21 protein-coding genes are annotated in these 26,308 nt (G+C 65.9%); 14 read left to right on the plus strand and 7 right to left on the minus strand.

Going from position 1 to position 26,308, the window contains the following annotated elements; translation table 11 throughout:
- Positions 1-2: 2 nt before the first annotated feature.
- Together AC07YR_RS14850 and AC07YR_RS14855 are read right to left on the minus strand one after the other, a co-directional pair.
- On the minus strand, positions 3-1,433 hold the full coding sequence (locus AC07YR_RS14850; RefSeq protein WP_494734425.1) for an alpha/beta hydrolase family protein: 1,431 nt from the start codon (positions 1,431-1,433) through the stop codon (positions 3-5).
- On the minus strand, positions 1,433-1,738 hold the full coding sequence (locus AC07YR_RS14855) for a hypothetical protein (protein ID WP_494734426.1): 306 nt from the start codon (positions 1,736-1,738) through the stop codon (positions 1,433-1,435). The genes AC07YR_RS14850 and AC07YR_RS14855 overlap by 1 nt, the downstream gene beginning before the upstream one ends.
- 190 nt (positions 1,739-1,928) lie before the next feature.
- On the opposite strand from AC07YR_RS14855, the gene purB reads away from it, so the two are divergent.
- From purB to AC07YR_RS14895, 8 genes are all read left to right on the plus strand, one after another.
- Entirely contained in the window at positions 1,929-3,371 is a 1,443-nt protein-coding gene (gene purB / locus AC07YR_RS14860) for an adenylosuccinate lyase (protein ID WP_494734427.1), read from the plus strand.
- The gene (locus AC07YR_RS14865) at positions 3,368-4,039 is read left to right on the plus strand and encodes a histidine phosphatase family protein (RefSeq protein WP_436059138.1); all 672 of its coding nucleotides are present in this window, start codon (positions 3,368-3,370) and stop codon (positions 4,037-4,039) included. The genes purB and AC07YR_RS14865 overlap by 4 nt, the downstream gene beginning before the upstream one ends.
- Before the next feature lie 122 nt (positions 4,040-4,161).
- Positions 4,162-9,015, plus strand: a complete 4,854-nt coding sequence (locus tag AC07YR_RS14870; protein WP_494734428.1) for an NAD-glutamate dehydrogenase — start codon at positions 4,162-4,164, stop codon at positions 9,013-9,015.
- 116 nt (positions 9,016-9,131) lie between these two features.
- On the plus strand, positions 9,132-9,635 hold the full coding sequence (locus AC07YR_RS14875) for a GNAT family N-acetyltransferase (RefSeq protein WP_055799926.1): 504 nt from the start codon (positions 9,132-9,134) through the stop codon (positions 9,633-9,635).
- A gap of 82 nt (positions 9,636-9,717) precedes the next feature.
- Positions 9,718-10,152 carry an acyl-CoA thioesterase gene (locus AC07YR_RS14880; RefSeq protein WP_082506761.1) on the plus strand — a complete coding sequence of 145 codons (435 nt, stop codon included), beginning with the start codon at positions 9,718-9,720 and terminating at the stop codon, positions 10,150-10,152.
- A 218-nt stretch (positions 10,153-10,370) separates the two neighbouring features.
- On the plus strand, positions 10,371-11,432 hold the full coding sequence (locus tag AC07YR_RS14885) for an extracellular solute-binding protein (protein WP_442854032.1): 1,062 nt from the start codon (positions 10,371-10,373) through the stop codon (positions 11,430-11,432).
- 47 nt (positions 11,433-11,479) lie between these two features.
- A complete protein-coding gene (locus AC07YR_RS14890) occupies positions 11,480-12,592 on the plus strand; it encodes an ABC transporter ATP-binding protein (RefSeq protein ID WP_494734429.1) in 1,113 nt (370 codons plus the stop codon).
- Positions 12,589-14,430 carry an ABC transporter permease gene (locus AC07YR_RS14895; protein WP_494734430.1) on the plus strand — a complete coding sequence of 614 codons (1,842 nt, stop codon included), beginning with the start codon at positions 12,589-12,591 and terminating at the stop codon, positions 14,428-14,430. The genes AC07YR_RS14890 and AC07YR_RS14895 overlap by 4 nt, the downstream gene beginning before the upstream one ends.
- Here the strand turns inward: AC07YR_RS14895 and AC07YR_RS14900 are convergent.
- From AC07YR_RS14900 to AC07YR_RS14910, 3 genes are all read right to left on the minus strand, one after another.
- Positions 14,420-15,445 carry an FAD-dependent monooxygenase gene (locus AC07YR_RS14900; protein ID WP_494734431.1) on the minus strand — a complete coding sequence of 342 codons (1,026 nt, stop codon included), beginning with the start codon at positions 15,443-15,445 and terminating at the stop codon, positions 14,420-14,422. The two genes, AC07YR_RS14895 and AC07YR_RS14900, sit on opposite strands and share 11 nt — an antisense overlap.
- A 36-nt stretch (positions 15,446-15,481) precedes the next feature.
- The gene (locus AC07YR_RS14905; RefSeq protein ID WP_055799935.1) at positions 15,482-16,669 is read right to left on the minus strand and encodes a 4-hydroxybenzoate 3-monooxygenase; all 1,188 of its coding nucleotides are present in this window, start codon (positions 16,667-16,669) and stop codon (positions 15,482-15,484) included.
- Between the two features lie 131 nt (positions 16,670-16,800).
- Positions 16,801-17,568 carry an IclR family transcriptional regulator gene (locus AC07YR_RS14910; protein WP_494734432.1) on the minus strand — a complete coding sequence of 256 codons (768 nt, stop codon included), beginning with the start codon at positions 17,566-17,568 and terminating at the stop codon, positions 16,801-16,803.
- A 136-nt stretch (positions 17,569-17,704) separates the two neighbouring features.
- On the opposite strand from AC07YR_RS14910, the gene AC07YR_RS14915 reads away from it, so the two are divergent.
- Positions 17,705-18,991 (plus strand): MFS transporter, encoded by a 1,287-nt coding sequence (locus tag AC07YR_RS14915; protein ID WP_494734433.1) that lies wholly within the window; start codon positions 17,705-17,707, stop codon positions 18,989-18,991.
- Positions 18,992-19,018: 27 nt separating this feature from the next.
- On the opposite strand, the gene AC07YR_RS14920 is transcribed toward AC07YR_RS14915, so the two are convergent.
- Positions 19,019-20,098, minus strand: a complete 1,080-nt coding sequence (locus AC07YR_RS14920; protein ID WP_494734434.1) for an FUSC family protein — start codon at positions 20,096-20,098, stop codon at positions 19,019-19,021.
- Between the two features lie 206 nt (positions 20,099-20,304).
- Here AC07YR_RS14920 and mscL point away from each other — a divergent pair, with 206 nt between their 5' ends.
- Positions 20,305-20,766 carry a large conductance mechanosensitive channel protein MscL gene (gene mscL, locus AC07YR_RS14925; protein ID WP_494734435.1) on the plus strand — a complete coding sequence of 154 codons (462 nt, stop codon included), beginning with the start codon at positions 20,305-20,307 and terminating at the stop codon, positions 20,764-20,766.
- Positions 20,767-20,777: 11 nt separating this feature from the next.
- Here mscL and AC07YR_RS14930 read toward each other — a convergent pair whose 3' ends face one another.
- Positions 20,778-21,953: a DegT/DnrJ/EryC1/StrS family aminotransferase gene (locus AC07YR_RS14930; RefSeq protein WP_494734436.1), complete on the minus strand. Its 1,176-nt coding sequence runs from the start codon at positions 21,951-21,953 to the stop codon at positions 20,778-20,780.
- Positions 21,954-22,238: 285 nt separating this feature from the next.
- On the opposite strand from AC07YR_RS14930, the gene AC07YR_RS14935 reads away from it, so the two are divergent.
- From AC07YR_RS14935 to AC07YR_RS14950, 4 genes are all read left to right on the plus strand, one after another.
- Positions 22,239-23,078 (plus strand): ACT domain-containing protein, encoded by an 840-nt coding sequence (locus AC07YR_RS14935; RefSeq protein ID WP_436059150.1) that lies wholly within the window; start codon positions 22,239-22,241, stop codon positions 23,076-23,078.
- Between the two features lie 261 nt (positions 23,079-23,339).
- Positions 23,340-24,689: an MFS transporter gene (locus AC07YR_RS14940; RefSeq protein ID WP_055799964.1), complete on the plus strand. Its 1,350-nt coding sequence runs from the start codon at positions 23,340-23,342 to the stop codon at positions 24,687-24,689.
- A gap of 98 nt (positions 24,690-24,787) precedes the next feature.
- The gene (locus AC07YR_RS14945) at positions 24,788-25,471 is read left to right on the plus strand and encodes a GntR family transcriptional regulator (protein ID WP_494734437.1); all 684 of its coding nucleotides are present in this window, start codon (positions 24,788-24,790) and stop codon (positions 25,469-25,471) included.
- Positions 25,468-26,304 (plus strand): aspartate/glutamate racemase family protein, encoded by an 837-nt coding sequence (locus AC07YR_RS14950; protein ID WP_494734438.1) that lies wholly within the window; start codon positions 25,468-25,470, stop codon positions 26,302-26,304. The genes AC07YR_RS14945 and AC07YR_RS14950 overlap by 4 nt, the downstream gene beginning before the upstream one ends.
- Positions 26,305-26,308: the final 4 nt, after the last annotated feature.

The following is a 26,308-nucleotide window of genomic DNA, read 5'->3' on the forward strand; positions in this document are numbered from 1 at the left end:
AGCTAGCGTGCAACCCACTTGGCAGCGCCCAATGGCGGCCGATCCGGCTGGCGGGCAGACGTAACCCGGGGCTCCCGGTTTACGGCGAAACGCGTGGCTGTCCCTGCGCCGCCGACGCCGAGGACTCCGGCCAGGACCGCAGTGTTTGCGACCAAAGAGGGGTCTTCACTGGCGGACACCGCCCTGGCCCCTGCCTCGTAATTTTCAAGACTATGGCCGGGCCCGAGCCCGGGGTCTTTCCCGTCCGGGGTGACCACCCGGTCCGTCAACGTAACGGTGACCCTGTCCCGGGTGTCCGGATTCGGAATTCCGTCGCTGCCGGGGACCCAGTCCTGGCGGTGTTCCATATGCAGGGACGTGATTCCGGTTTCGGGGGTAATTCCGCCCACCGGCGATCCGGCCGTGAGGACATACTTCAGGTCGAATTCGGCGAGGAACGCCTTGTCGCTGCTGAGGTTCATGGCATGCACCCCGCCTTGGCTGTAGCCGACAGCGACCACTTGGTCGCCCTTGGAGGCTCCGGTCTGGTGCAACGCCGAGGTGACGGCGGCATTGAGCTGCTCCGAGCCGTATCCCAGCGCCTCCACAATTCCTGCCTCATCCAGCGGGTTCACTCCCCCGGGCGGATCAGTGCGTTGTGTGCCGGGGACGATGACAATGAATGCCTTGTGCCCGCCGTTCCCGACCTGGACCACTTCGATTGTCCCGTGCCCGTCAGCGTCCAGCTCACGGAGCCGGGCAAGCAGCGCGGCTGGGGAGGTATCGACGTCGACGTCGCGCGTCAGTTCCTCTACCGCAGTAACCGGCCGGGGCTTCAACCACGGAAAGTAGTTCTCCGTCAACCTGCGAACGAAGGCACCCGAGGCTGAAATATGCCGCCCGGCAGCCACCTCTGCGGCCAGTGCCCTGGCGAGGTCCTCTTTCGGTGCAATCGTGCCCAGCAGCATGATCGATGCCTGCAGCGCGACGGCCTCGGCCGCGTCACGGCTGGGGTAGTTGGCCTGGGTCAGATCCACGAACAACAAAGGCAGGAAGCCCCAGCCGTCCTCCGGCAGGCGGATCCCGGCGGCGGCCAGCGACTCCGCCCTTTCATAGTCGCGGTGGCTTGCGCGGACCTGGTCGCTGAGGTGCTGGAGTCCTTCCCTGACGGCGCGCACCGATTGACCGCCTTCACCCACTGCGATGAGTGCCGCCGTGCCGCTGGGCCGTGGATCGTACTGGTAGGGACACAGCTCTTCCCAGATCCGGCGGACGCCGATTTCGACGGCGGCGAGTTCTTCAGCCATGCCGTCCAGCTCGGACACACCGGCCATGAGCTCCTCCAGCTGGAAGCGGATTCCGCCCACACCGCCGCGGATCCGCATGCTCCCGTCGGTGGCCGGTTCCAGCGGCCCCAGCGGTCCGCCGCTTCCGGAGGGTGTGGCCTCCGCCATCAGTACCCGCCCCCGGGAGTCCGCTGGGACGAGACAGGGACCTGCTGTGAGTGGCGAAGCACGGCTTCGTAAGCCGCCATCAGCCGCTCCCGTGCCCGGTCCAGCGCGGCTGCCTGCAGCGAGATGGCCGTGCGGTACGCCTGTCCGGCCGGGGACTGCCACTCAGCCAGCTGCACGTGGCGGAACCTGACCATCGACGTATCGAGGCTGTGGGCGAAGTTGGCGACCCGCCATGCCAGCTGCTGCACTTCGAAGCTCCGCGATCCGCACATGTTGGCATCCGCTGCGGTGATGCTGCCGCTCATTCCAGCTCCCCTGACTTTGTTGTTCTGCATGGTCGGTGATGACGACGCTACGGAGCGGCCCAAGGGCCTGGTACCGCCGACGTCGACTATGTGGAAAACGGGGGACACCCCGGAACCCCGGGCCTGGGGAGGAGAAGTCATACGGACTCCGCGCTTAAGGGGCGGCGCGACTTCGTGAAACAATCAGCACATGCCTGAAACTGCCGCCACAGCTGACACCCGTACGCCTTCCGGACGCCTGGCCCTCGCCGCGTCGCCGGACAAGATTGCCCTCGGCCCGCTGGACGGCCGGTACCAGTCCGCCGTAGCGCCATTGGTGGATTACCTGTCCGAGGCGGCCCTGAACCGCGACCGCGTGGCCGTGGAAGTTGAATGGCTCATCCACCTGACCGGCAACAACGTGCTGCCGGGCGCCGGTCCGCTGACGGCTGAACAGCAGGACCAGCTCCGCGCGATCGTCACCGAATTCGATTCGGCTTCGGTCACCGAGCTGGCCGAAATCGAGGCCGTGACGGTGCACGACGTCAAGGCTGTGGAGTACTACATCGGCCGCAGGCTCCCGGCCATCGGCATTGAGCGGCTGACCGCCATGGTGCACTTCGGCTGCACGTCCGAAGACATCAACAACCTCTCCTACGCCTTGGGTGTCAAGGGGGCTGTGGAGGACGTGTGGCTGCCCGCCGCCAGGGCCCTTGTGGCCCAGATCAGCAAGATGGCTGACGACAACCGCAGCGTGCCCATGCTCTCCCGCACGCATGGCCAGCCGGCCACGCCCACCACACTGGGCAAGGAACTGGCCGTCATTGCACACCGCCTGACCCGCCAGCTGGACCGTGTCGCCAAGACCGAGTACCTGGGCAAAATCAACGGTGCCACCGGCACCTACGCGGCGCACGTGGCCTCCGTGCCGGGCGCAGACTGGCAGCAGGTTGCGAAGTCGTTCGTCGAGGGCCTGGGCCTGACCTGGAACCCGCTGACCACCCAGATCGAAAGCCACGACTGGCAGGCGGAGCTGTACGCCGACGTCGCGCGTTTCAACCGGATCCTGCACAACGTGTGCACAGACATCTGGAGCTACATCTCCATCGGCTACTTCGCTCAGATTCCGGTGGCGGGCGCCACGGGTTCCTCCACCATGCCGCACAAGGTCAACCCGATCCGTTTCGAGAACGCCGAGGCCAACCTGGAGATCTCCTCAGGCCTGCTTGATGTTCTCGGCTCCACCCTGGTCACCTCGCGCTGGCAGCGCGACCTCACCGATTCCTCGAGCCAGCGCAACATCGGCGTGGCGTTCGGGCACTCCCTGCTGGCCATCTCCAACGTGGTCAAGGGCCTGGAGCGCCTGGATGTGGCCGAGGACGTCCTGGCCGCCGACCTCGACACCAACTGGGAAGTGCTGGGTGAGGCGATCCAGATGGTGATGCGCGCCGAAGCGATTGCCGGCGTCGAAGGGATGGAAAACCCCTACGAACGGCTCAAGGACCTCACCCGCGGACAGCGCGTGGATGCCGCCCGGATGCAGGAATTCGTACAGGGGCTGGGCCTGTCCCCCGACGCCGAAGCGCGGCTGCTTGCCCTGACGCCCGGAAAGTACACCGGCATCGCCACCGAGCTGGTGGACCACCTCAAATGAGGCTTCTGCTGATCCGGCACGGCCAGACCCCCGGGAACGTGCTGGGCCAGCTGGATACCGCACACCCGGGGCCGGGCCTCACGGAACTGGGCGAGCGCCAGGCCGAGGCGCTGTCGCGTGCCCTGGTGAATGAGCCGATCCAGGCCCTCTATGCCTCCACTCTGATCCGTACACAGATCACGGCTGCTCCCCTGGCGCGGCTGCAGGGCCTCGAGGCCGAGGTGATCGAGGGCATCCACGAGATCGAGGCCGGAGCGCTGGAAAAGCAGACGGACCACGAATCGCACAAGCGGTACCTGGGAACCATATTTTCCTGGGCCGACGGCGACCTGGACCGCAGGATGCCCGACGGCCCCAGCGGCCGGGACTTCTTCGACCGCTATGACGCCGCAATCGCACAAGTCGCCGACCGGGCAAATGGCCTCGGGGATTCCTCGTCGGTGGCCGTGGTCAGCCACGGTGCAGCCATCCGGGTGTGGGCCGGCCTGCGGGCCGGCAACATCGAACCGGACTTTGCTGCCAGGCACGTCCTGGATAACACCGGCATTGTGGCGCTGGAGGGGGACCCCGACAGCGGCTGGGAGCTCATCCACTGGGACGACAGTCCGGTGGGCGGCCTGGCTCTGGCCGACCCCACAGCAGAGGACCCCGCCGGCGGACCTGCCTGACCACCACACTGCCCGCAGGCACTGGACTGCTCCCCCGAACGCGTTCATGATGAAAGCAGGCGTGGGGACAGGATGGTCGGCCGCGGCGTGCGGTTGCTCCCGCGCAGTGGAGGCGCAGTGGCATGTCACGCAAGGCGGTACACCCCGAGCACGCCCCCGCCGGCGGTCTGTTCGGCGTCGACGAACAGTTCCTCGCGGCCTATTACGAGCACGTAGCGCCGGAGGATCTCCAAGGTTACAGTTCCGAAAACCTGGAACAGCGGGCCCGGCGCCATGCGAAGCTGGCGGACATCCGTCCTGCAGGGACGGCGGCCGTCGACATCCTGAACGAAAGCGACGCGAGTGTCCTGCTCGTGGTTGCCGACGCAATACCCCACCTGCTCCATTCGCTCACCGCGGAGCTGACCCGCCAGGATGAATCCATCCGCTTGCTGGTGCACCCCAATTTCCTGGTGCGGCGGGATCCGCAAACGGCCCGGTTGGTCGAAGTACGTCACGGGCCGCCGGCGACCGGAGCGACGGGTAGTGTCGCCGGCGCCGCGTCCACCGGCACCGCGGCAGCGCACACCGCCTGGGACCGGCAGGGGTGGTCGGCCGAGACGTGGGTGGCGGCGGAGATAGGCCGCCTGGCGGGGCCGCGGGCAATCGCGGAGCTCATCGGCAACGTGCGGCGTGTTCTGGCTGACGTTCAATTGGTCGCCGATGACACGCCAGCGATCCACACCAGGCTGGCGCGGGCCGTCAGTTCCCTGGACCGATTGCCTGCCGGCATGGTGCCGACACCTGAGCAGCTCGGGGAACTCCTGACCTGGCTGGACCGTGGCAACTTCATGTTTTTGGGATACAGCGAGTATGAGTACCCGACGGCGGGCGGCCCGGATAGCGTCAGGCTGCGGCCCGGCACGGGGCTGGGCCTGCTCAGGGACGGCCGGCCGGAAGCCTTCCAGCCAGTCACCGGCCTCCCCCATTCGCAGGTTCTGACAATCGCCACCTCCGACCTGAGATCATCCGTCCCCCGCCCGGCCTATCTGGACGAGATCCTCCTTCGGACCTTCGACACGGCAGGGACTGCGACAGGCGAGGTGCGGTTTGTGGGCCTGTTCGCCCCGGGCGCCACGGGCCGCTCCGTGCGGCGCATCCCGATGATCCGGGACAAGGTCCTTGCTGTCCAGGAACGGTTCGGCTTCACCGAGGCTTCCCATCCGGGCAGGCAGCTGCTGGCGGTCCTTGAGTCGTTCCCGCTGGATGAGCTGTTCCACCTGGACGTGGACGAACTGGCCAGGCTCTCCCGCGAGATCCTGCTCCTGCAGGCGCATCACCAGACACGCGTGTTCCTGCGCCCCGACACCTACGGCCGCTTTGTGTCGGCCCTGGTGTTCCTCCCCCGGCACAGGTACAGCACCGCCGTCCGGCTCCGCATCGAACAGGAACTCAAGCACGCTTTCGGGTCCTCATCGCTCGAATTCGAAGTACGGTTGAGCGAATCCCCCATGGCGCGCGTGTTCTTCCGGATACTCCTGCCTGCCAGCGGCATGTCCGACGTCGATCCGGGCTTACTGGAGCGGAGCGTTGTCAACGCAACGCGGACCTGGGCCGAAGGCCTGGATGAAACGCTCCGTGACAGGTTGCCGTCCGCCGAGGCCAGCCGGCTGTCGGCGCTGTGGTCGGCCGCGTTCCCGGCCAGCTACCGGGCGGATTTCGAGGTCGAGGATGCCGTGGAGGACATCCGGCGGTTTGAGCAGTTCGATCTCGACGGCGCCGGCGGACGGCCGCTGGACGACCCCCAGCTGGCCGTTTACGTCCGGACCGGCGCTTCCCCGACGCTGGCCGAAGACGCACGGATCCGGCTTTACCTGACCAGTGCCCACAGCCTGACGCGCATCCTGCCGTTCTTCCACAACCTCGGTTTGGAGGTGCTGAACCAGCGGCCCTTCGACGTGATGCGCGGGAACAGCCGGCCGTTGTTCCTTTATGACCTTGGCGTCCGGTACCCCGCCGGCGTGGATCCGGCCGGGACCAGCGGGCTGCTGGCTGACGCTTTTAGGGCGGCGATGCGCGGGGACTCGGAATCGGACCGGTTTGACGGCCTCGTGCTCCGCGAAGGCATCGAATGGCGTCAGGCGGCCATCCTGCGCAGCTATGCCAAGTACCTCCAGCAATTGGGCACCACCAACTCATACGGCTTCATGGCCGATACCCTCCTGGCCAACGTCCGGGCAACCCACGGGCTGCTGGCTCTGTTCCAGGCAAAGTTCGATCCGGACCTGGACGTGCCTGGCCGGTTCCGTGATACCGACGCAGTCCGGAAAGACCTGCTGGCGGCGATCGAGGACATTCCCGTCCTGGACGCCGACCGGTTGCTGCGCACCTTCATGAACCTGGTGGAATCCACGGTGCGGACCAACTACTTCCAGGGGAAACCCCATCTGGGCTTCAAGCTGAACCCTGCCGCCATCGCGAACGCACCGTTTCCCCGCCCCAAGTACGAAATCTGGGTATATTCGCCCCGGGTGGAAGGCGTCCACCTGCGCTTCGGGCCACTGGCCCGCGGCGGGCTGCGGTGGTCGGACCGAAGCGAGGACTTCCGCACCGAGGTCCTGGGCCTGGTCAAGGCGCAGAACGTGAAGAACTCGGTGATCGTGCCCACCGGCGCCAAGGGCGGTTTCTACCCCAAGCAGCTGCCGGACCCGTCCGCGGACCGCGAAGCCTGGCTGACCGAGGGCCTGGAATGCTACCGGATCTTCGTCCGCGGGCTGCTGGATCTCACCGACAATCTGGTTGCGACAGCGCACGGCGAAACAGTGGTGCCGCCGGAGCGGGTGGTGCGTCACGACGTCGACGATTACTACCTTGTGGTGGCGGCGGACAAGGGAACAGCGTCATTTTCCGACGCTGCGAACGCAGTGGCCGGGGAATACGGCTTCTGGCTGGGCGATGCCTTCGCCTCCGGCGGGTCCGTGGGATACGACCACAAGCAGATGGGCATCACGGCCCGCGGGGCCTGGGAATCGGTGAAACACCACTTCCGCAAGCTGGGCGTGGACTGCCAGGAGGAGGACTTCACAGTCGTCGGCATCGGCGATATGAGCGGCGACGTCTTTGGCAACGGGATGCTCCTCTCCCGACACATCCGCCTGGTGGCCGCCTTCGACCACCGGCACATCTTCCTCGACCCGGACCCCGATGCAGAGGCCTCGCTCGAGGAACGCCGGCGGCTCTTTGCCCTTCCGCGTTCTTCCTGGGTGGACTACGATCCGGCGCTCATCAGCGAAGGCGGCGGGGTACATTCCCGCCGGGTCAAGGCCATCAGCATCACGGAACAGGTCCGGAGCTCACTCGGCCTGGCCCAGGGCACCCGCTCACTGTCACCCCATGCACTCCTGCAGGCCATCCTCCGGGCACCGGTGGACCTGCTCTACAACGGCGGCATCGGAACCTATGTCAAGGCCTCCTCCGAGGGCAACACGGAGGTAGGCGACAAGGCCAACGACCCCATCAGGATCAACGGCAATGAGGTGAGGGCGAAAGTCATCGCCGAGGGCGGGAACTTGGGAATCACGCAGCTCGGGCGGATTGAGGCCGCACTTTCCGGCGTCCTGCTGAACACCGACGCGATCGACAACTCGGCCGGAGTGGACTGCTCGGACCACGAAGTGAACATCAAGATCTTCGTGGACCGGATGATCGCCGCGGGAAAGATGGCAGTACCGGAACGCGCAGCCTTCCTGCATTCCCTCACCGACGAAGTGGCCCGCCTTGTGCTCGCCAACAACACCGACCAGAACGTCCTGCTCTTCAACGACAGGCACCTGGTGCGCGAGTGGAGCCCGGGCTTCGAACGGACAATGGACTGGCTCGAGAACGCCACGGATCTGGACCGCCGCCTGGAGGGCTTGCCAAGCAACGAGCAACTCGAGGAGCGGCTGCGGTCAGGAAAGACCCTGACCTCGCCGGAACTGGCGGTGCTGGCCGCCTACGCCAAGATCGAGCTGGCGGCGGAGCTCAATGCCAGCGACCTCGCCGAGGACCCGTGGTTCCGGCGCGTCCTAAGAAGCTATTTTCCGCGCCAGCTGTCCGAACGGTTCGAGGCGGAGCTGGAAACGCACCCGCTGCACCGCCAGATCGTCTGCACCGTTGTGGCCAACGACATGGTCAACCTCGGCGGAATCACGTTCGCGTTCCGCGCCATCGAAGAAACCACAGCCCAGGCCGCAGCCGTGGCCAGGGCCTTCGTCGTGGCACGGGAGGCCTACGACCTGCCGTGGATCGTCAACCGGCTGGCCGCGCTCCCTGCCGGGTATCCCAGTGAACACGCCGCCGAAGCGACCCTGCACATGCGCAGGATCCTGGATCGCGCGACCCGGTGGTACGTCACGCACGACCACCGGGATCAGCCCGTTGCCGAAGCGCTGGGACGGATCCTGCCTACCCTGGAAGCGCTGCGCACCCGAACCGTGGACTACCTACGCGGCTCCGATCTGGACAGGGTGCAGGAACGGCTCGCCCACTGGGACGCCGTGGGGATGCCCCGGGAGCTTGGCCTGCGCGCCTCGGACCTGCTGGAGAGCTTCGGGCTGCTGGACATTTCCCTGGTTTCCGAACAGGTGCACGAACCGATCGACACCATCGCCGACGTCTACTACGCGGTGTTCCAGCGGATCGGCGCCGCTAACCTGCTGCTCAGGATCACCGACCTGCCGCGGCAGAGCAAATGGGAGGCACTGGCGCGCGCAGCCCTGCGCGATGACGTGTATTCGGCCGTGGCGGACATGACTGTTTCGGTGATGGAGACAACGCAGGTTCCCGACGCCGGCGGTTCTGACGCCGTCGAGCGCATCGTGGCGTGGGAACGCGGGCACCAGGAGCAGCTGGGACGGATCAAGGACACGTTCGCCGAGGTAACCAGGCCGGGCAACGTGGATATCGCTTCCATTTCCGTGGCGCTCAAGCTGCTGAGGACGCTGGTGCGCCGCTAGGTCCGGCAGCCGTCCGTGAATCCACAGTTCTCCGGACGCTTACCCGCAGGAAACACCGCGGAAACCGCCCCCTCTTAGGCTTATTTTGCATAACCCTTCGGCGAATCGAGGCAGCGATGCAGACCAACCCCCGTCTCAACATCCGGCAGGTCACTTGGGCCAACCCCGTGGGCGCCGACCTGCGTGCGGCACAGCAGGCAGAACTGGACGCCCGCTTCGGCACGAAGGACCACGAACCCGGCCCGCCGCCGTCGGAAGTGGACACGGCCGTATTCCTGGTGGCCTACGAAAAAAGCTCAGGGCAGCCGGTGGGCTGCGGCGGCCTGAGGATGCTGGACTCCACGACGGCGGAGATCAAGCGGCTGTACGTCCTGCCCTACACGCGGGGTTCGGGTGTGGCGAGCTCCATCCTCGCCGCACTGGAAGCGCACGCCTACGGCATGGGCGTCACATCGATCACCGCCGAGGCGGGCTCGGCGCAGCCGGACGGCAGGAACTTCTACCAGAGCTGCGGATTCGACGAAGTGCCTAACTTCGGGCCCTACATCGGGGTTGAGCACTCCTACTGCTACGCCAAGACGATCGATTCGCACAGCGCCGCCCACACTGCCATGGCCTGACGGCGGAAGGAGCCGGCCGCCGTCGTCCCCTGGCGGACCGTCACACTGCGGCTGGCGGCCCGCCGTCGGCTAATCTCGCATTATGGAATCGGCAGACATTACTTTCCGCACGCGCAAATGGGTGCGTCCTGAAGACCTCAACGCCAACGGCACGCTGTTCGGCGGGAGCCTGCTGAAGTGGATCGATGAGGAAGCGGCCATTTACGCCATCCTGCAGCTCGGCAACGGCCGGGCCGTCACCAAATACATTTCTGAAATCAACTTCGTCAGCTCAGCGGTCCAGGGGGACCTCATTGAGATGGGGCTGACTGCCACCCGGTTCGGCCGGACGTCCCTGACCATGCGCGCCGAGGTGCGGAACATGATCACCCGGCAGAGCATCCTCACCATCGAGGAAATCGTGTTCGTAAACCTCAACCAGCAAGGCAAGCCTGAACCGCACGGCTATACCGAGATCACCTACGACCGCGACCGCATCCCCACGCACCACCTGACGGAGACCCTGGAGCAGGACTGACCCCGCCCCCATCCTGAGACGCCGGAAGTTCACCGCACGTTAAAGCCACGGGCGCACGCCGTTGGGGCGCTTGGACCAGACTCGAACGCCGGGGCCGGGTAGTTTATCGAATCGATAGCTATAAACGGCCTTAATCGGCATGAGCCGCTATAGGCTTGCCGGACAATGCTCCGGTTCCAGTTCAGAAATGGGTCTCAATCGTGCACAAACTTAAAACAATGGCTGCCGCCGCCGTCGCCGTCACCCTCCTGGCCGGCTGCGGTGCCGGCGCCGCAGCGCCCGAAGCAACGGGAAGTTCATCCGCCGCCGGGGCATCAGGCGAGACCCTGGTGGTGTACACCAACTCCAACGGAGAGGGCCGCGGAGACTGGCTGACAAAAAAGGCGGCGGACGCCGGCTTCAAGATTGAGATTGTGGGCGCCGGCGGCGCCGATGCCACCAATAAGTTGATCGCCGAGAAGAACAACCCCATTGCCGACGTGGCCTTCGGCCTCAACAACATGTATTTCGCCCAGGTGAAATCAGCCGGCGCCATCGAGGCCTATGAGCCTGCCTGGGCGGGCGAAGTCGACGCCTCGCTCGCCGACAGCGACGACGACAAGGCCTACTGGCCGCTGGTGAAGCAGGCCATCCTGCTCGGTTACAACTCGGACAAGATCACCCCGGAGCAGGCACCGAAGGACTGGACTGACCTGTGGTCCAAGGACGAATTCAAGACTCGCTATGAGCGGGTCACGGGTCTGGGTACGGCCACGGCGCAACTGGTGTTCGCCGGCATTCTTTCGCGGTACAAGGACGATTCCGGCGATCTGGGCATCTCGGATGAGGGCTGGAAGCAGGTGGAGCAGTATTTCAAGAACGGCAGCCCCGCCGTCGCGAAAACCGACCTCTTCGCCCGCATCGCGTCAGGGGATGTGGACATGGGACAGATGCCGTCCTCGATCGTGGCGGAACGGGAGAAGTCCTTCAAAGTCAATGTCGAAACCGTGGTGCCGTCCGTCGGCGTCCCCCTCGCGGTGGAGCAGGTCGCCCTGGTGAAGGGCACTGACAAGAAGGAGCAGGCTCAGAAGTTCATCGACTGGTTCGGCAGCGCCGACGTCCAGGGTGAGTGGGCGCAGCAGTTCAATTCAATGCCGGTGAACAAGAGTGCCGCCGCCAAGGCCAAGCCGGAGGTGGTCGAGTTCTTCGACGGGCTGAAGCAGCAGGACATCGACTGGAACTTCGTCCAGGAAAACATGGGCGCCTGGGTGGAAAAGATTGAGCTCGAATACATGACGTAGCCCCTGCCCAGCCTCCCGCTTCTGCAGTCCCACCAGACAGGTTCCCCATGATCCGCTTGGACAACATCGAAGTTTCCTTCGGCGATTTCATTGCCATCCCGCACCTGGACCTCCACGTCCAACCCGGTGAATTCTTCACGCTGTTGGGCCCGTCGGGCTGCGGCAAAACGACGGCGCTTCGGACGTTGGCCGGATTCATAGAACCCTCCTCGGGAACCGTCCACGTTGACGGGAAAAACGTCACGCGCCTCCCCAGCGACAAGCGCCAGGTGGGGATGGTGTTCCAGAACTACGCTTTGTTCCCCAGCATGAGCGTCCGGGACAACATCGCCTTCGGCCTGCGCGTCCGGAAAGAGAAGTCCGCCGAGAGCGACCGCCTGGTGCGCGATATTGCGCGCCGGGTGGAGCTCAGCGACGAACAGCTGGACAAGAACGTGGCAGAGCTTTCCGGCGGCCAGCAGCAGCGGGTGGCAGTTGCCCGAGCGCTGGTGCTGCGCCCCAAGATCCTGCTGCTCGACGAGCCGCTTTCCAATCTGGATGCCAAGCTCCGGCACCAGCTCCGGCAGCAGCTCAAGGACCTGCAGTCCGAGTTCGGAATCACCACTGTCTACGTGACCCACGACCAGGACGAGGCCCTGGCCATGAGCGACCGCGTCGCCGTCTTCAACAAGGGCGTCGTGGAGCAGGTGGGCACTCCCCAGGACATCTACGACAGGGCAGCCACGGAATTCGTGTGCAACTTCATTGGCGACAGTTCTCCCCTGACCGCGGAGTTCGTAGCTGAAATGAACCGGCTCGCGGGTGCAGGTCTCAGTGTGACAGCCAACTCCTACCTGCGGGTGGAAAAGGCGTCACTGACCCGCCCCGCAGACGGCAGCACAGGCGCCGGCGGCACAGCCGTGGGGCTCACCGGAACCGTGGTGTCCCGGACCTATCACGGCCTCCACAGCCGCTATGTCGTTCGGAGCCATGGCGCCGACATCCGGCTGCTGGTCAAGGAGGACGGCGGCGTGCATCCCGAGGCGGGTTCGGAGACGACCGTCTATGTCCAGCCGGGTCATGTGCTGCAGTACCATCCAGACACCGGTGCCGCACTGCAGGATGCCGCACCGGCCGGGCAGGATCAGCCCGGCCGGGATCAGGCGGCGGCCCTCCGATGAGCAGCACCCCCGCCAGGACCATGCTCCGTTCACCGTTCATCATCATCGTGGGAACGGTCCTGACGTGGTTCATCGCAGCCTTCCTCGTCTGGCCCAACGCGAACGTGCTGATCGAAACCTTCTTCCCCGGCGGGACCTTTTCGGGCCGGGCGGCGGAGAAACTCCTATCGTCCCAGCGGGCCATGAAATCCTTGGGCAACAGCTTCCTGCTGGCCGTGGCACTTTCCATCACCGTGAACGTTGTGGGCATCTTCATCGTCCTCGTGACCCATTACTTCAGGATCCGCGGTTCCCGGATCCTGTTCCTGGGCTACGCCACGACCTTCATCTACGGCGGCATCGTGCTGGCGGCGGGCTACAAGTTCATTTACGGCGACAAGGGAATCGTCACCGCCTTCCTGCTGAACATCTTTCCCGGCATGGAGCCCGACTGGTTTTCGGGATTCTTCGCCGTGCTGGCGGTCATGACCTTCGCCACCACCACCAACCACATGCTCTTCGTCGCGAACGCCCTCAAAGGCGTCGATTACCAGACCATCGAAGCGGCCAGGAACCTTGGCGCTTCCACCTGGACCATCCTTCGGCGCATTGTGCTGCCCATGCTGAAGCCCACGCTCTTTGCCGTCACCATCTTGTCTTTCCTCACCGGCCTGGGAGCACTCAGCGCGCCGCAGGTCCTCGGCGGACGCGACTTCCAGACGATCACGCCTATGATCCTTACTTTCACGAATAGCCCCACATCACGGGATCTGGCTGCCCTGCTAGCCGTCATCCTGGGCGTAGCGACCATGCTGATGCTCGCTGTGATGTCCCGCCTGGAGAAGGGCGGGACCTACTTTTCGGTGTCCAAGGTTTCCTCCGCTCTGCAGAAGCAGAGGATCACCAATCCTGCAGCCAACATTGCCGTGCACGCAGCCGCTTACCTGCTGTTCGCGGTCTACACCCTCCCGGTAGTGCTGATTGTGCTGTTTTCCTTCGCGGACGGCGCCGCTATCCAAACCGGCCAGCTCTCGCCGGGCAGCCTTACGATCGACAACTACGTGCGCGTACTGACACAGCCCGCGGGCTTGCGGCCTTTCATTGTCAGCGTTATCTACAGCGCCCTGGCGGCGGCCATCGCTGTGGGCGGCCTGCTCTTTGTGGCGCGGATCCTTCAGAAACACAAAAACTGGGTGACTGGCCTCTTCGAGTACCTGCTGCACATCCCCTGGATCCTGCCGTCGGCTTTGCTCGCACTGGGATTGATCATCAGCTACGACCACCCCAACCCTCTGGTCGGCGGCGCCGTACTTACCGGAACCACAGTCATCCTCCTGATCGCGTTTGTCACGGTCAAGATTCCCTTCACGCTCAGGATGCTCAAGGCGTCGTTTGCGTCGATTAATTCTTCTCTGGAAGAGGCGGCAACGATCATGGGGGCGAAGACGATCTATGTGTTCCGCCGCATCCTGCTGCCTCTGGTGCTGCCCGCTGCGGCGGCCATTGCCGCCCTCAACTTCAACAGCATGCTGGACGACTACGACACCGCCATCTTCCTGGCCCACCCGCTGGTCCAGCCCCTGGGCCTCGTGATCAAGGCCAACACGGACGGCGCAGAAGGCGTCGACGGCGTTTCCAACACCTTTGTTTACACAGTGCTGCTGATGGTCATCACCGGGCTGACCATGTACCTGGTGTACGGGCGGTCCGGCAGCCGGCCTGGCGGACGCCGCGGCTCCAAGCGCGGCAAGCGCGGCACACCAGATGCCAATGCTGGCACTGCGGTGCCCGTCGGTTCACCGGCGACGGAGGCAGCGGGCGCCAAGGTGTCGACGGCGAGCGGCGGGCTTACCGGCTGAGCCGCCCGGCCACGCTGAGAATCCTGTCCCTGAGCGGCTGGGCGGATTCTGCGAGCACGAGCCGGGTCATTGCCGACGACGCCACCCGCAAGGCCTGGCTGCGCAACACGCGCCGTTTGTTGTATGCCTTGAGCGCCTCCGGAAGCGGCCGGGAGTTGAGCAGTTCCGCCAGTGCGACGGAGTCAATCAGGGCCTCGCAGGCCCCACGCCCAAGATTGGGCGTCATGCCGTGGGCGGCATCTCCCACCAACACGGAGCCGCCCCGCACGTAGCTGCGCAGGGCCGGCACGGTCCAGATCCGCTGGGCGAGGGTCCCCTCCGGTGTTGCCCCCGCCAGGACACTGACGATTCCGGCCGCTTTTCCGGAAAACCGACGGCGGGTGTGGTCCAGCGCCGCTTCGACGTCGATGCCGCCCGGCCCCAGGTCTGACCGGTAGGAGGCGTACCAATACGTCCGCTGCCGGGAGGCCGGCGCGATGCCGAACAATTCGCCGCGGCCCCAGTATTCGCCGCCACTGTCGGCGGGCACAGGTTCGTTGATGACGCCGCGCAACGCGAGGTAGGGGCTGAGCCGCTCCCGGGACCGCGGACCCCAGCGTGCCCTGCGAACCACGCTATGCACGCCGTCGGCCCCGACCAGCACGCCGCCGTCGGGGAGCGAGGCCACGGCCCCAAACACGCGGGTTACCGAATCCGGCACGGCGGCGTCCAGGTGCCGAAGCAGGTCCGCCCGTGAAACGCCGATGACACCGGCTACCTCGGCTCGAAGCCAGGCTGTCCCGGCAGCATCCCGCAGGGCCATGCCTTCGAAGGCGGAGCCTGCCGCCCGGATTTCCGGCAGGATCCCGACGGAGTCGAGGGCGTGCTGGGCCTGGGGCCACATAGCCAGGGACGTTTCCACTGCCGGCAAGGCGTTGCGCTGCTCGTGCACGGTTACGTCGAAGCGATCCGGGTCAAGGGTCGCCGCCAGTGCCAGCCCGGCAATGCCCCCGCCGACGATGGTGATGGCGTACATGCACCGAGTCTACGGCGGACCCGTCAGGCAGACCCGTCAGGCAGACGGCCAGCCGGTGTAGGCCTCGGCCAGGTACGCCCTGCCATGCCGGGATGAGACCACCGAGTTGAGTTCGCCCAGCTGGCGTGCGCGGGAAAAGTCATCGGCATCCACCGGAGTGTGCAGCATGGAGGTCATCCAGTAGGAGAACTGCTGGGCCTTCCAGACGCGCTCCAGGGCGCGGTCGCTGTAGGCGTCCAGCAGTGCCGTGGAACCGCCCTTGTAGTAGCTTTCCAGGCCTTCGAAGAGGACCTTGACGTCGTGGATGGCAAGGTTGAGCCCCTTGGCCCCGGTGGGGGGCACGGTGTGGGCGGCGTCGCCGGCCAGGAAGAGCTTGCCGTGGCGCATGGGGGCGTGGACGAAGCTGCGGAACTTGAGCACCATTTTGTCGATGACCGGGCCTTCCTTCAGCTCGAATCCGTTGCCGTTGACCCGGCTGCGGAAGGCGTCCCAGATGCGGTCCTCGCTCCAATTGTTGACGTCCTCGTTGGGATCGCACTGGAAGTACATCCGCTGGACGGTCTCTGTCCGCTGGCTGATCAGGGCGAAGCCGTTGTCCGAGTTGGCGTAGATGAGCTCATCGGAGCTGCGGGGCGCTTCGGCCAGGATGCCGAACCAGGCGAAGGGGTATTCGTGGAAATACCACTTGCGGTCCGCCTCGGGGATCTGGAAGCGGCAGTGGCTGCGCGAACCGTCCGCGCCGGTAATGAAATCAGCCTGCAGCTCGTATTCCACGCCGTCAGCGTCCGTGAACCAGACCTTCGGCGATCCCTCGATGTCGTGGATGGTGGTGTCGGTGACGCTGTAGCGGACGTCCCCGCCGTCGGCCTCGCGCCGTGCGGCCAGGTCCATGAACACGTCGGTCTGCGGGTACAGCCACACCGACTCCCCCACCAGGTCCTTGAAGTCGATCCGGTGGCTTTCGCCGTTGAAGCGCAGCTCAATCCCGTCGTGCCGGTCGCCGTCCCGCAGCACCCGGTCCGAGACGCCGCTGTCCACCAGCATGTTCACGGTGCCATGCTCCAGGATGCCGGCGCGGACCGTCTCCTGGATTTCCTGCCGGCTGCGGATTTCGATGACGGTGGATTCGATGCCGGACTTGGCGAGCAGATGGGAGAGCATCAGTCCTGCCGGGCCGGCGCCCAGGATGGCCACTTGGGTGGTGATGACTTTTCGGGCTGCCATGGTGTTTCCTCGCTTCGTTGCGGGGCCCGGCGGGGGTTTCCGGGGCCTGTTGGATCGTCTGGCTACAGTGTGCTCCCGGCCGAGTGATCCGCGTTACAAGGATTCCGTTGAATGGAATTTGCGGGGCCCGTCTAGTCCCGCCCCTCCGGAAGGCTTTGCGATTCAGCAAGGCGCCGCCCTATTCCCCGGGCGGCTGTCTGCAGCGCCGGCACCAGCGCCTGCAGGCGCACCTCGCGCAACGGAACCACGACGCCGATCGCGGCCACTGTCCGCTTCTTGCGGTTCATGACCGGGACGGCAATGCCCCAGGTGTCCGGATCCACCACGCCGGCCAGCTGGGCGTACCCCTGGTGCGCGGCCTCCCCCAGCTGGATGCGGAGCTCTTCCACCGTCAGCCTGCCGGCAGGATCCGTGAAGCCCGCCAGGTATTCCGCCTGGACCGCGTGGGGCTGGTTGGCCATCAGCACCAGTCCGGCGGAGGACACATGCACCGGCATACGGCCGGCCACCTGTGCCCGGTTGGCCACAGAGCCGCGCCGCGACAGACGCTCCACGAAGAGGGCCTCCCAGCCGTCCAGCACGGCGAGGTTCACGTTCTGGTTGAGCACTTGCTGGATGTCCTCCATGAACGGCATGGCAGCCCGGCGCAGTTCCAGTGTGGGCGAATTGCGGTTCACCAGCTCCCACAGCCGCAGCCCGAGCTGCACCGAGCCGCCGGACCCGACATCCAGGAGCCCGTGTCCCGCCAGCTGCCTGACCAGCCGGTGAGCCGTGGTGAGCGGAAGCCCGGCCCGGGCCGCGAGTTCGGAAAGCGGCAGGACGTTGACGCCTTCCGGAAAGGCGGCGATGACGCGGACCACGCGGTCCACCACTGAGTCCCCGGAGCCCGAGTTGGCCACATTTCCCCTTCCATTGAATGGATTGAAGTGTCCCACACAACAGGGGCCAGTGGTACAAATCTCAGGAGAGGGAACGTTCGGTCCCGGCCGGTGCCATGGAGAAACCAACCGGCATGAAATCAACTCTGAGGTAGCAATGTCAACGACGTCGTTGGAAAACAAATCACGCTGGCCCGTCTGGCTGTGCTGGCTGGCCATGGTCCTGGACGGCTTTGACCTGGTGGTGCTCGGCACCGTCATCCCCACCCTCATCAAGACCCACGACCTCGGCTTCGACGCCGTCGGCGCCACGTTCGCCGCAACGATCTCACTGGTGGGCGTAGGGCTGGGAGCGCTGTTCATTGCGCCGCTCTCGGACCGCTTCGGCCGGCGGAACCTGCTGGTTGCCTGCGTGACGTGGTTCTCCATCTTCACCATTGCCGTGGTCTTTGCCCCCAACGTTGCCGTCTTCAGCATCTTCAGGCTGCTGGCGGGGCTGGGGCTGGGTGCCTGCCTCCCGGCCGCCCTGGCGTACATGAACGACTACGCCCCCGCGGGATCGGCCGGCAAGTCCACCACGCGGACCATGACCGGTTACCACGCCGGGGCCGTGGCCACCGCCTTCCTGGCGCTGATGGTCATCCCGGACTGGCGCATCATGTTCGTGGTCGGCGGTATCGCCGGCTTCGCGCTGGTGCCGTTCCTGTGGTTCAAGCTGCCGGAAACGCTGCCCGCGGTTGTTTCCCTGCCGGCAATCTCTCCGGCGTCCGGCACCCATCCCGCCAAAGCCGCTGAGCCCGCCGAGCCCTCAGTCGAAGAACGCGCCAGCTTCCGGGACCTCGGCCGGAAACCGTACCCCCTCGTTGCGGCTGGCATCGCCGTCGCCTCCTTCATGGGCCTGCTGCTCGTGTACGGGCTGAACACCTGGCTGCCGCAACTCATGTCCTCCGCCGGTTACACGCTCAGCGCAGGACTCTCCCTGCTCCTTGTCCTGAACGTGGGCGCGGTGGTTGGCCTGGTGGTGGCCGGCATCCTGGCCGACAAGCATGGAACCAAGAAGATCGTGCTTCTCTGGTTCTTCCTCTCCGCCGTCTTCCTCGCAGCGCTCAGCGTGAAGATCGAGAACGAACTGCTCCTGAACGCGGCCGTGTTCGTGACCGGCGTCTTCGTCTTCAGCTCACAGGTGCTGGTGTACGCCTGGGTCAGCCAGCTGTTCCCGGCCCGGCTGCGCGGCACCGCACTGGGCTTCGCCGCAGGGGTCGGACGCCTCGGCGCCATCCTCGGCCCGGCCGTGACGGGCACCCTGGTGGCCGCCGGAATCGCCTACCCCTGGGGCTTCTACGTCTTCGCCGGCGCGGCCGTCCTCGCTGTGGCGGCGCTCGTGCTGGTGCCGCAGGCGGTCACCGCAGCGGCAGGCAAGCGGACCGCCGTCGGGCCTTCCTAACAGCCGGGCGCTCCAAGCGGCCGGGCCTCATGACGCGGCAATGCGCCGCGCCTTGTCCCCCGCCCGCATCCGCCGCCAAACGGCGGGTGCACCCACAACGGCGATGCCGACGGCGGCGCCGATGACCGTCTCGACGATCCTGTCCCGCAGCAGAACTTCGGGGGCAGTGGGCGCCGCCAGCAGCGTGGCAGTGAGAGCCAGCGGCGTCACGAATATTTGCGCCAGGACGTACTGGCGGGCGATGAACATCTCTGCGCCGAACTGGCACGCGGCGATCATCAGGACCATCTGCCAGGGCGCGGGATTCAGCAAGAGCACACCGGCAAGCACGATCAGCCCCAGCACGGTGCCGATGATTCTCTGGATGCCCCTGGCCACGCGGTGTCGGGTGGTCCGGCCCACCAACGGAACGACTGCAGCCACCATGGCCCAGTAGTTGTGGCCGAAGCCAAGCCACTGCCCCACGATGGTGGCCAGTGTTCCGGCGAGCCCCGCAGCCACAACGTAGCCCACAGCTTCAAGCCAGGCGGCGCGCTTCTCCTCCTGCGTTAGCCGGGCCGGCGCGGGCATGGCCCAGGGCGTTCGGCGGCTCCGCACCAGGCGGGAGGAAATGCCGATCAGCAGGCAGAACGCGGTGGTGAGAATCGCGACGAGCATGCACTGCCAGAGCGGCGGCTGGTTCGGAATCGAAGCGATGGCCGCGAAGGCGAAGATATGGAACAACGAACCCGCCGGCCGGTGACGCCACAAGGCAATCACCAGCGAACACGCCCCGGCAACCACCGTGGTGGCTGCCACCTGTGTCCAAGTGCTCGCGGCGTCCGACAGCCCCAGGGCCTGGCCAGCGCGGGCGGACAACGTGGCCATGAGGATGACGAGCAGCATGAGCGAACCGGCGCGCATCTGGATGAAAAGCCGCTTCCGGTGCAGCTCCCCGCGGCCATAGATTCCGGTGAAGGCACCAAAGGAGGCGAAGATCGCCAGGTCGCTCCGGCCGATCAGGACAAGGATGATCAACGGAACATAGACACCCACGGCGCAACGGATCGCGACCTGATGGTCCTTATTGCCGGGGGCAATCGTGAACATCTCGGCCAAAAGCTTCAAGGGGGGTCACGCCTTTCCGTACGGTGCCAGTCTGATGGCGGCAGCGTTGGCGTCCATTTCAAATCCTACGCCCGGCCACCCGGCGGCACCCTCAAAAGTGGCCCGGCTCGGGCTTCCAGCCCCCCCTCGCGGGAGCGATCGGAAGGGGCGGACTGGTATTGTCTATCGGTTAAATCACCGACAGAAACGCAAACCGGAGGACCCCCATGCTCAAAGGATTCAAGGATTTCATCCTTCGCGGGAACGTGATCGAACTGTCCATTGCCGTCGTCGTCGGCACGGCGTTCACGGCGCTGGTGACCGCTTTCACCACACACATCGTCAACCCGATCATCGCAGCGGCCGGCGGGGTCCAGACCGAAGGCCTGGGCTTTGCCATCTGGCCCGGCAACAGCAAGACATTCGTCAATATCGGCGGCGTCATCACCGCCTTCGTGACCTTCCTCATCACTGCCGCGGTGGTCTATTTCATCTTCGTGGCACCCATGAACAAGATCAACTCGCTGGTGAAGAGCCGGCTGGCGACGGCGGAGCCTGAGGAGGAGCCCATTCCGGCGGACACCGCACTGCTGGCCGAGATCCGGGACCTGCTGGCCCAGCTCGCGGGTACCGACAGGGAACTCACCACCGCCGGATCGTCAGCGAAAGAGTCCGAAAGCTCCCTCTGACGATCCGGCGGTCAGGCGCTGGCCGCGTCTGTGCGCCGGAAGCCGCCGGTCCACTTGCCGCGCCGAACGGTGACGGGTATTCCGGCCGCCGCGAGCCGGACAGAGCGGAGCACCCTGGACTGCTCGCCGGGGGTCAACTGGTGATACACCGGCAGGACCACCAGCCGGTCCGCCAGCCGCTCGGTGACCGACAGGTCCGCCAGGCCGGTGTCCCGGTCCCAGTACGCCGGCTGCCGATGGACCGCCGTAAGCCCGACGCCGGCAGAAATACCGTCGCGGGACAGCCGCTCCAGAAGCTCATCCCGGGGCAAGGCGAATGACGGCAGCACTTCCATCCAGAAGGATTGGAAATTGCTGCTGCCGTAGTCCGGGTCCTTGATGAACCGCAGCCCTGCGATCCGTGAGAGCGCGAGCTGGTAGCTGGCGACAATTTCCCTGCGATGGGCGACGGCTTCGTGCAGCCGCCCCAGCTGGACCAGGCCGATGGCGGCCTGCAGATCGGTCATGCGGTGATCGAATCCCGCGTCATTCCCGGTGTTGTCACGAAGTTGCCGGGCCGCGGCCGCCCACGCCTCTTTCCGGGTGGTGAGCATGCCGCCTTCGCCGGTGGTCAGGACCTCGCACGAATCGAAGGACCACACGGTCAGTTCGGCGCCGGCGCCCACCGGCTGTCCTTGGTAGGTGGAGCCCACGCCGCAGGAGGCATCCTCGATAACTGTGACATCGAGCGGATCACATAGGTCGCGGATGGGTTCCAAGTCAACAGGCATGCCGCCCTGGTCCGCCACGATCACCGCCCGGGTTGCCGGTGTCAGCGCCTCCTCGATGGTCGCGCGCGAGACATTGCCGGTTCCGGCCTCCACATCGGCAAAGACCGTCCGGGCGCCCAGGCGGCCCACGGCGTCGGCGTTGGCAATTGGACAGAACGAGGGCAGAACGACGTCGTCCTGCTGTTGAACCCCGGCCACCCTGAGCGCCAGGTGGAGGGCCGCGGTGCCGCTGGACACTGCGACGGCGTGCGGCGCCTGCTGCGCCGAACCGAACGCCTCTTCAAACTGCCCTACGCGTGGCCCTTGAACCGTCCGGCCCGAAGAAAGCACTTGCACGACAGCGTCCGCTTCCTCCTGCCCGAGCCACGGCCTCATTACACCGATGTGGCTAACCGCACGGTCTTCGCTGATGGTCACCGGGACCTCCCCCTCGGTAAAAAGGAAATGGTATGCCTTTCCATTCAACGCGCCACTCGACGGTGCGGTCACGAGAGTTACGTACGCGCCTTTTCCCGCTGAGCACCGCCGTGGCAGCGCGTAATACCCGCCTGGGCACTGCGGTTCTGCCCGGCGAGCAGGGCAGTACTTGTATTCCTTGCCGCCGGATACCCCTGGGTTACTTGCTGAGGGATGCAGCATCATAGCCGACAATCGTGACCCGGTTGCAACGCCTCTGAAACAGGGCCCGGACATGATGTGAGTATGAAGCGCAAGGCACAGTCCCCCGAATCGGCCGACTTGAGCTGCGAAGTTTGCGGCCAGATGCCGGAACCCACAAAAACCCGGCTGACACTGGCGAATATCGCCGTCATGCTGCCCATTGAGCTCCTTGTGCATGCCGCCGTGGTGGAGACGCACCTTCCCTATGTGGCCAAAGTCCTGGTCCTCACCCTGACCGCCACGGTGCTGGTGATCTGGGTTGCTGAGCCCTCCGCGGCCAGGATGCTGAGGAGTTGGCTGCACGCTCCTGCCCTGCGGCACCGCAAGCGGCTGAACACTGCGCCGGCCCTGTGGCGCGCACGCACAGTGCTGCGCGACCAGCCAGGGTCGCTTCAAAAAATCACGGAAGCCCTGGCACGGCTGGACACCAACATCCTCAGCATCCACCTCCATCCGGTGCCGGGCGGCGTCATGGACGAGTTCGTCCTGTCCGCCCCTGGGCATCTCGGCGAGCGGGAGATGCTTGAGGCACTGCGCGACGGCGGCGGGAGGCACTCCCACGTCTGGCCCACCACGGCCCTGGCCATGGCGGACGGCCAGACCAAGGCGCTGAGCCTTGCCGCGCGGATTGCGGGCAACCCGGATGAGCTTCCGCTGGCCGTCGCCGAGCTGCTTTCGGCGAGGATCGTACCCGTGGCCGCGGAGGGCCGTGAGGAAGCCCCGGCCGCTGCCGACGCCGGGACGGTGCTGAAGATCCCGACGGCCTGGCACGGCCCCATCACCTTTTACCGCCCCGGCGAGCCCTTTACGCCTGCTGAATCGGCACGGGCGCACCGGCTGGCTGAGCTGGCCGAGATCCTCGCGCACAGCGACAGCCGGTAGCTGCCGGCAGTCACAATCGGTAAATAGGCTGCCCGCCGGCCAGCGGGCGAAAAACCCTTGACAGTGGCGGGGCTCACTTCTATCTTTAATTTTGGGATCCCAAAACGGGATCCCAAAAGTGACATCTTCCCGGAGCCTGGCGCCACGAAAGGCGTACGCAGATCCAGCCGGGACAGTACGGCCGCCGCCCGATCCGGCCCCGGCCAGCCACAGCACCAGAGTCTTTCCCCTGCCCGCAATCTTCCCCGTGAAGGAGAAGCTGTGTCTCTTCCCAGTACCGAAACCGATCCAACAGCAGTTCAGTCCCCCGAAGGCCAGACCGGCAAGGACGGAGTGCAACGGCGCACCAACGTCCGCTGGAAGCTCTTCCTGCTGCTCCTCGTCCTCGTCGCCGTCAACTACATCGACCGGGGCTCCATCTCGGTGGCGCTCCCCATCATCCAGAAGGAATTCAACCTCGCACCTGAGCTGGTGGGCCTCCTCCTCTCCGCCTTTTTCTGGACCTACGCCCTCATGCAGATCCCCGTCGGCCTGCTGATCGACAAGTTCGGCCCCCGCAAAGTCATGACAGCCTCCTGCGTCGGCTGGGGCGCCGCAACGGCCGCCTCAGGCATGGCCGGCGGCTTCCTGAGCATGTTCATCGCCCGGCTGGGCATCGGCGTAACGGAAGCCGGGGTCATGCCTGCCGGCGGCAAGCTCAATGCCATCTGGATGCACAAGTCGGAACGCGGCCGCGGTGCCACCATCCTCGACGCCGGCGCTCCCCTGGGCGCCGGGTTGGGCGGCATCCTTATCGCCGGCCTCATCGCCGCCACCGGCAGCTGGCGCAGTTCCTTCGTCATCGCCGGTGCCGCCACGGTGCTCATGGGCCTTGCCGTCTGGTGGTACGTCCGGGACAACCCGCGCCAGCACCGCGGAGTTAACGCTGCCGAGGCCGAATACATCGAAGCCTCCCACGCGGCCGAGGACGCCGAAGCCGAGCTGGACGGCAGCAAGGGCAAGCGCGCCCTGCTCCCCTACCTGAAATTCCGCTCCTTCTGGGCCATGTGCTTCGGCTGGCTGGGCTTCAACGGCGTGTTCTACGGCCTGCTTACCTGGGGTCCGCTTTACCTGGCCCAGGCCAAGGGCTTTGACCTGAAAACCATCGGCTGGTCCACGTTCGTGATCTTCGGCGCCGGTTTCGTCGGCGAGATCCTGGGTGGCACCATCGCCGACAAGTGGCGGGCAGCCGGAGCCTCGGCCAACCGCGTCATGCGCACGCTGCTGGGAACCTCAAGCGTCGTGGTGGTAGGCGGCCTCATCGGGGTGACCGTCGTGGCGGACCCGACCACCGCCGTCGTACTTCTTTCCGTGGTGATGTTCTTCCTCCGCTGGGTGGGCCTGTTCTGGAGCATCCCGTCCATCCTGGGCGGCCGGACCAACGCCGGCGTCCTGGGCGGCGCGATGAACTTCAGCGGCAACATCTCGGGCTTTGTCACCCCTATCGCCGTCGGCCTGATCGTCGGCGCCACCGGCTCCTACACTTGGGCGCTGCTGTACTTCGTGGGATCCGCCATCATCATGGGCGTGTCCGTCCTCATGCTGGACTACAACAAGCGCCTGCCCGTCTAGGCGGTCGGCCCTAAGCCGGCGGCCCTAAGCTAGGCACCGCAGCACCTCCTCCCGGCGCCGGGAGCGCACCACCCGTCAAGAACACCGAATGGAGCACCATGCTTACCGCAGAAGAAACCCAGGACAAGGAACGCCCCCTCCGCGAGACTGTCCGGGACACGCTCCGCACGCGGATTTTCGAAGGGCACTACGCTCCCGGCACCAGGCTGGTGGAACGCGACCTTGCAGCCGAGTTCAACGTCTCGCGGCTGCCGGTCCGGGAGGCGCTGCGGATGCTGCGCCAGGAAGGCCTCCTCAGCGACCGGGGAGCCCGCGGCGCCGAGGTCAGCTCACTCAGCCCCAAGGACGTCGAGGATCTCTTCGATGTCCGCCAATCACTGGAGGTGCTGGCCTGCCGCCTCGCCGCCGTCCGCGCAACGCCGGAGGATCTGGCCTACCTTGACGGGTTGCTGGACGAGGCCGAACGCTGCCTCACCAAAGGCGCCGTCATGGAGGCACATCGGGCCAACAGCGAATTCCACGACGCCATTACCCGGATCGCGGACAACGGCTTCCTCAGGTCCGCTCTTGAACCTCTGCAGGGCCGCATGCACTGGCTGTTCCGCCACGTCAGCGACCTGCCGGAACTGATCCAGGAACACCGGGACCTGTACGGCGCCATCGCCAGCGGCGATCCGGACCGCGCCGCCGCCCAGTCGGCGTCGCACATCGGCAAATACCGTGAACAGTTCCCCGACGACTTCCAGAAAACAGAACCCGCCCTTCACCGGAAGAAAAAATGAAGCTCCTAGTCATCAACCCCAACATCAGCGACGACGTCACGGCGCTGATCGAATCGGAAGCCCTGCGCTCCGCCTCGCCGGGCACCGAACTGGTGGTCCGCACCGCCGGGCACGGCGTCGAATACATCGAAACCCGCTTCGAGTCCCTGATCGCCGCCGGCGCCGTGGCCGAGGTCATCGCCGAATACACCCCGGAGACTTCCGGCGGCGGCGCGGTCTCCTCCGCTGCACCCGCCGACGCGGCGCCCATCGACGGCGTCGTCGTGGCGGCCTTCGGCGATCCGGGCATGCCTGCCCTGAAGGAACTCACGGACGTCCCCGTCATCGGCATCACCGAGGCCGCGCTGTGCGCTGCCGCCCTGCAGGGCCACCGCTTCTCCATCATCGCCATCTCCGACCGGATCCGGCCCTGGTATCTGGACTGCGTGGAGCGCTTCGGCCTCGGCGGCCGGCTGGCCTCCATCCGCTCCATCAATGAGACCCTCACCGGCATCGGTTCCGTGCAGCAGGACTTCAAGGAAACGCTGCTGGCGCTCAGCCTGCAGGCGGTCACCGAGGACGGGGCCGACGTCGTGATCCTCGCCGGCGCGCCCCTCGCCGGGCTGGCCCGCGAACTCCGCGGCCAGATCCCCGTTCCGGTGGTGGATGGCATCTCGGCCGGCATCCGCATGGCAGAGGCCGTCGTCGGACTTCAGTCCGGACCGCACCGCGCCGGCGCCTTCGCGCCGCCACCGGTGAAAGCCCGCAAGGGCCTCTCCGAAAACCTCGACGCCGCACTGGCCGCCGCCCAGTCTGCACTCACCGCTTCAACAAGCGCCGCTTCAAAGAACTAGGAGG

It is taken from the genome of Arthrobacter sp. GW460-12-1-14-TSB2 (genome assembly GCF_059423525.1).

Excerpts from the sequence above, each read along its gene's own strand:
- AC07YR_RS14850 (WP_494734425.1), bottom strand. The coding sequence starts at position 1,433 with ATGGCGGAGGCCACACCCTCCGGAAGCGGCGGACCGCTGGGGCCGCTG.
- AC07YR_RS14855 (WP_494734426.1), bottom strand. The coding sequence starts at position 1,738 with ATGAGCGGCAGCATCACCGCAGCGGATGCCAACATGTGCGGATCGCGG.
- purB (WP_494734427.1), top strand. The coding sequence starts at position 1,929 with ATGCCTGAAACTGCCGCCACAGCTGACACCCGTACGCCTTCCGGACGC.
- AC07YR_RS14865 (WP_436059138.1), top strand. The coding sequence starts at position 3,368 with ATGAGGCTTCTGCTGATCCGGCACGGCCAGACCCCCGGGAACGTGCTG.
- AC07YR_RS14870 (WP_494734428.1), top strand. The coding sequence starts at position 4,162 with ATGTCACGCAAGGCGGTACACCCCGAGCACGCCCCCGCCGGCGGTCTG.
- AC07YR_RS14875 (WP_055799926.1), top strand. The coding sequence starts at position 9,132 with ATGCAGACCAACCCCCGTCTCAACATCCGGCAGGTCACTTGGGCCAAC.
- AC07YR_RS14880 (WP_082506761.1), top strand. The coding sequence starts at position 9,718 with ATGGAATCGGCAGACATTACTTTCCGCACGCGCAAATGGGTGCGTCCT.
- AC07YR_RS14885 (WP_442854032.1), top strand. The coding sequence starts at position 10,371 with ATGGCTGCCGCCGCCGTCGCCGTCACCCTCCTGGCCGGCTGCGGTGCC.
- AC07YR_RS14890 (WP_494734429.1), top strand. The coding sequence starts at position 11,480 with ATGATCCGCTTGGACAACATCGAAGTTTCCTTCGGCGATTTCATTGCC.
- AC07YR_RS14895 (WP_494734430.1), top strand. The coding sequence starts at position 12,589 with ATGAGCAGCACCCCCGCCAGGACCATGCTCCGTTCACCGTTCATCATC.
- AC07YR_RS14900 (WP_494734431.1), bottom strand. The coding sequence starts at position 15,445 with ATGTACGCCATCACCATCGTCGGCGGGGGCATTGCCGGGCTGGCACTG.
- AC07YR_RS14905 (WP_055799935.1), bottom strand. The coding sequence starts at position 16,669 with ATGGCAGCCCGAAAAGTCATCACCACCCAAGTGGCCATCCTGGGCGCC.
- AC07YR_RS14915 (WP_494734433.1), top strand. The coding sequence starts at position 17,705 with ATGTCAACGACGTCGTTGGAAAACAAATCACGCTGGCCCGTCTGGCTG.
- mscL (WP_494734435.1), top strand. The coding sequence starts at position 20,305 with ATGCTCAAAGGATTCAAGGATTTCATCCTTCGCGGGAACGTGATCGAA.
- AC07YR_RS14935 (WP_436059150.1), top strand. The coding sequence starts at position 22,239 with ATGAAGCGCAAGGCACAGTCCCCCGAATCGGCCGACTTGAGCTGCGAA.
- AC07YR_RS14945 (WP_494734437.1), top strand. The coding sequence starts at position 24,788 with ATGCTTACCGCAGAAGAAACCCAGGACAAGGAACGCCCCCTCCGCGAG.
- AC07YR_RS14950 (WP_494734438.1), top strand. The coding sequence starts at position 25,468 with ATGAAGCTCCTAGTCATCAACCCCAACATCAGCGACGACGTCACGGCG.